General features: G+C 70.6%; 3 protein-coding genes. 1 reads left to right on the forward strand and 2 read right to left on the reverse strand.

The features are described from left to right. Window positions 1-109: 109 nt before the first annotated feature. Window positions 110-1,582 (forward strand): aldehyde dehydrogenase family protein, encoded by a 1,473-nt coding sequence (locus G6021_RS13515; protein ID WP_182641509.1) that lies wholly within the window; start codon window positions 110-112, stop codon window positions 1,580-1,582. 118 nt (window positions 1,583-1,700) lie between these two features. Here the strand turns inward: G6021_RS13515 and G6021_RS13520 are convergent, their stop codons facing one another. Continuing rightward, entirely contained in the window at window positions 1,701-2,363 is a 663-nt protein-coding gene (locus G6021_RS13520; RefSeq protein WP_179523602.1) for a response regulator transcription factor, read from the reverse strand. Window positions 2,364-2,423: 60 nt separating this feature from the next. Next, complete coding sequence (locus G6021_RS13525) at window positions 2,424-4,079, reverse strand: HAMP domain-containing sensor histidine kinase (RefSeq protein WP_347238363.1); 1,656 nt, start codon at window positions 4,077-4,079, stop codon at window positions 2,424-2,426. Between the last annotated feature and the right edge of the window lie 155 nt (window positions 4,080-4,234).

Genomic DNA, 4,234 nt, shown 5'->3' on the forward strand with positions numbered 1-4,234 from the left:
GGCACCGGGCGGCGTGCGGCGGGCGGCGTGTGCGAGGGCCGCCCGGGGAGTCGGACACTCGTCTACGATCGTGGAACACGTTCTTGTTTTCTACCTCTCGGAGGTCCCCGTGGTCGTCGTCCATGACAAGCTCTTCTCCGGCACTCGCTGGACAGACCCCCTCTCCACCGGGGTTCTCGAGGTGACCTCCCCGGCCACGAACGCCGTCGTCGGGCGCGTGGCCGAGACCACCACGGAGGACGTCGACGAGATGGTCAGCCAGGCCCGGGACTCCTTCGAGTCGGGCGTGTGGCGGCTCACCCCGCCCGCCGAGCGCGGCGCGCTGATCGGCCGGGTCGCCGACATGCTCGAGGAACGCCAGGGCGAGGTCTGCCAGATCCTCTCCGACGAGATGGGCACCCCTCCCGGGACCGCCGCGATGATCCAGGTGACACCCACGCTCGGCGTGCTGCGGTACTACGCGAAGCTGGCCGCGGACTTCCCGTGGTCCGAGGTCCGGCACGGCGACTACGGCGCCTCGGTGGTCACCCGTCAGCCCGTCGGTGTGGTGGCCGCCGTCACCGCGTGGAACGTCCCGCTCTACCTCAACTCCGCCAAGCTCGGCCCGGCCCTGCTCTCGGGCAGCTCGGTGGTCCTCAAGCCGTCGTCCGCGACCCCGCTGTCCGCGCTGTGGCTGGCGGACCTGTTCCGCGAGGCCGGACTGCCCGAGGGTGTGCTGTCCGTGGTGACCGGCCCGAGCTCCGTGGGCGACCACCTGGTCTCGCACCCGGAGGTCGACAAGATCTCGTTCACCGGTTCCACGGGGGTCGGCAAGCACATCGCCGGGATCGCCGCGCAGAACCTCACCCGCTGCTCGCTCGAGCTCGGCGGCAAGAGCGCGGCGATCATCCTCGAGGACGCCGACATCGCCGCCAACGCCGGGACCATGGTGTTCTCCGCCCTGATGAACTCAGGCCAGGCGTGCGTGTCCCAGAACCGCATCCTCGCCCCGCGGTCGCGCTACGACGAGGTCGTGGAGGCCCTGGTCGAGAACGTCAAGGCCATGCCGGTCGGCGACCCGTCCGCCGAGGGCACCGCGTTCGGCCCGCTGGCCAACCACAAGCAGAAGGACAGCGTCGAGGGGTACATCCGCAAGGGTGTCGAGGAGGGCGCGACCATCGCCTACGGCGGCGGGAAGGTCGAGGGACTGCCCGCCGGCGTCGCCGAGGGTGCCTTCGTCCAGCCGACCGTGTTCACCGACGTCGACAACTCCATGACCATCGCCCAGGAGGAGATCTTCGGGCCCGTGCTCCAGGTCATCGCGTACGACACCGTCGACGAGGCCGTGCGGATCGCCAACGACTCCGAGTTCGGTCTGGCCGGAGCCGTGTACTCGGCCGACCCGGACGCCGCGCTCGCCGTGGCGCAGCGGGTGCGCACCGGCACCATGGGCATCAACTGGTACGCCTTCGACCCGAGCGCGCCGTTCGGCGGCTTCAAGAACTCCGGCCTCGGCCGCGAGAACGGACCCGAGGGGCTGGACGCCTACTGCGAGCTGCAGAGCGTGCTCATGCCGTTCGGATGGCAGGCGCCCGCGGAGTGAGCCCCGTCTGAGCGTGGCGGGGATCGCCCGGCCGGGCGGCCCCCACCACCCGGCACGACTGCGGCGCCGGACCCGATCACGGGTCCGGCGCCGCAGTGGTCCGGTCGGGGTGGAGCGGTCACTCCACGCGGTAGCCGACGCCCCGGACGGTGTGGACCTTGTTCTCACCGATCTTGCGGCGCAACGACCGGATGTAGACGTTGACGATGTTCGAACCGGGGTCGAAGTCCATACCCCACACGCTCTCGAGCAACTGCTCACGGCTGATGGTCTCGCCCTTGTTGCGCAGCAACATCTCCAGCAGCGAGTACTCGCGGTTCGTGAGTTCCTGGATCCGGCCGTCGACCTCGACCCGGCGGGTGCGGATGTCCAGGCGCATGCCGGCGTGCTCGAGGATGCCGGGGTCCTCCGACGCCTCGTGCTCGCGCAGGCGGAGCCGGATACGGGCCAGCAGCTCCGGGACACGGAAGGGCTTGACCATGTAGTCGTTGGCCCCGGAGTCCAGTCCCTCGACGGTGTTCGCGACGCTGTCGCGGGCCGTGAGGATGATGACGGGAGCCGCGAACCCGCGGTCGCGCGCCTCGCGGAGCAGCGTCAGGCCGTCGATGTCCGGCAGGCCGATGTCCAGCAACATCAGATCGATGTCGGAGATGGTCGACAGGATGGACCGCGCGCTGTCCCCGTCCACCGCCTCGAGTGCGGTGTACTCGGCGCCGCCGAGTGCCTTGACCAGTACCGAGCGGATGAGGTCGTCATCCTCCACGACGAGCACATTCGTCATGCAACCCTCCTTCTAAGACAATGGAGTATTCCACGCGGAGCACGTGATTCGAGCGTGTCATCAGGTCGTGTCCCCGGGTGCGCCGGATCGCCGGTTCCGCTCGTACCGCCCCCTGCCGGATCGGCGGCGACGCTCGGGCCCCCGACCGACCGTGGGGGCGGCCTCGTCGAGGTCGGTGTCCACCTCGTCCCCGGCGTCGGAATCGAAGCTCGCGGGGACGTAGGGGACGACGATGCAGAACGCGGCGCCCCCGCCCTTGGCGTTGAACGCGAACGCGCGGCCCCCGTGGGCCCGGGCGATCGTCGCGACGATCGCCAGGCCCAGCCCGGTTCCCCCGCGACCGTCGCGGAGCTGACCGCGGGCGGTGTGGAACCGCTCGAAGATGGTCTCCTCCTCGCCGGGCGGGATCCCCGGGCCGCTGTCGCGCACCCACCACAGCAACCGGCGTCGGTAGTTCTCGCGATGCGGCGGGTCGGGCAGTGGGCCGACCGCCAGATCGTCGGTGACCGTCGGGTCCCCCGGGGCGATCACCCGGCAGCCGATCTCGATCAGGTCCCCCGGTCCGGTGAACCGCACGGCATTGGAGCAGAACTGGATGAGCGCCTGGGTGATCCGGTGCTGGTCCAGCAGGGCGACGTCCTCGGCGTACGGCAGCACCGACCACTCGCGGTCGGCGATCACGTCGATCTTCGCCTCGACGTCCAGAACCAGTTCCGCGACGTCGGTGGGGGCGGTCTGGAGGAAGTCGGGGCGGTCGGAGCGCGCCAGGGTGAGCAGGTCCTCGACGATGCGGGTCATCCGGGACAGCTCGTCCTGCATGATCCGGGTGGTCTCGGCCCGCTCCTGCGGATCCTCCGGCATGAGATCCAGGTTCCCCTGGACCACGGTCAGGGGCGTGCGGAGCTCGTGGCCGGCGTCGTCGAGGAACTCCCGCTGCGTCCGATAGGCCTCCTCCACGCGCTCGAGCATCGCGTTGACCGTGTCGGCCAGGGAGACGATCTCGTCCGGTCCGTCGACGGGGACCCGTCGTGACAGGTCCGCGGCCGAGATCGTCTCCGCGGCCTCACGGATCCTCCGGACGGGGACGATCATCCGGCCGGCCAGGAGCCAGGCGACGAGCGCGCTGAGGACGATGCCGCCGGCGCCGGTGCTCAGCAGGAGGTCGGCGACGCGACCGGTGTCCTCGCGGGTGGGTGCGTCACTGATCGCGACCACGATGTTGGTCGGCCCGGCCGGGCCGTCGACCTCGGCCTTCCGCCACCGCACGGTGCCGTCGATGATACCGGACCCCTCATCCGACACCAGCCCGATCCGTTGGATCTGGGACCGCATGGCCGGGGGGAACAGGGTGTCGTCGTCCGAGCTGAACCTCGAGAGCGTGAACTGCGTCCCCGAGGTGGTGGCGGTCCCCACGAGGAGCAGCTCGGCCGACGGGTACTGCTGCGCCAGATACGCGCGGATCAGCTGCTCGGTGGTGGGGTTCTCCGACTCGGCCGACGGCAGGATCCCCGCGTCCATGAACGTCGAGAAGTCCGCGGCCTCGCGGTTGAGACGGGCGTCGGTCGTCCGTTCGGCGGTGAGATGGAGCACCTGCAGCGTGAACAGCACCATGGCGGCGAACACGGCGGCAGAGGTGAGGGTGATTCCCAGCGTGATGCGCAGGCGCGCCGAGTACCACCATCGGACCGAGGGCGCCCTTCCCAGCCGCGGGGTCACTCCGGCGAGGAACGGGCGTAGGACCGCGAGGAGTCCCGGAGCGCCCCGTCGCTGCGCGGGTGTGCCGAGGCGTGCGGGGGCGGCCCCGTGGTCCCCGCGTGATCTGGGCGCCCTGTCTCAGCGGCGTGCGGCGGTGGTGTGCGGTCGGTCTGGGG

It is taken from the genome of Dietzia sp. CW19 (genome assembly GCF_014145265.1).
Lineage (GTDB): Bacteria > Actinomycetota > Actinomycetes > Mycobacteriales > Mycobacteriaceae > Dietzia > Dietzia natronolimnaea.

What these genes read in the sequence shown, in the direction of transcription:
- G6021_RS13520 (WP_179523602.1), bottom strand. Translation starts at nt 2,363, where the DNA reads ATGACGAATGTGCTCGTCGTGGAGGATGACGACCTCATCCGCTCGGTA.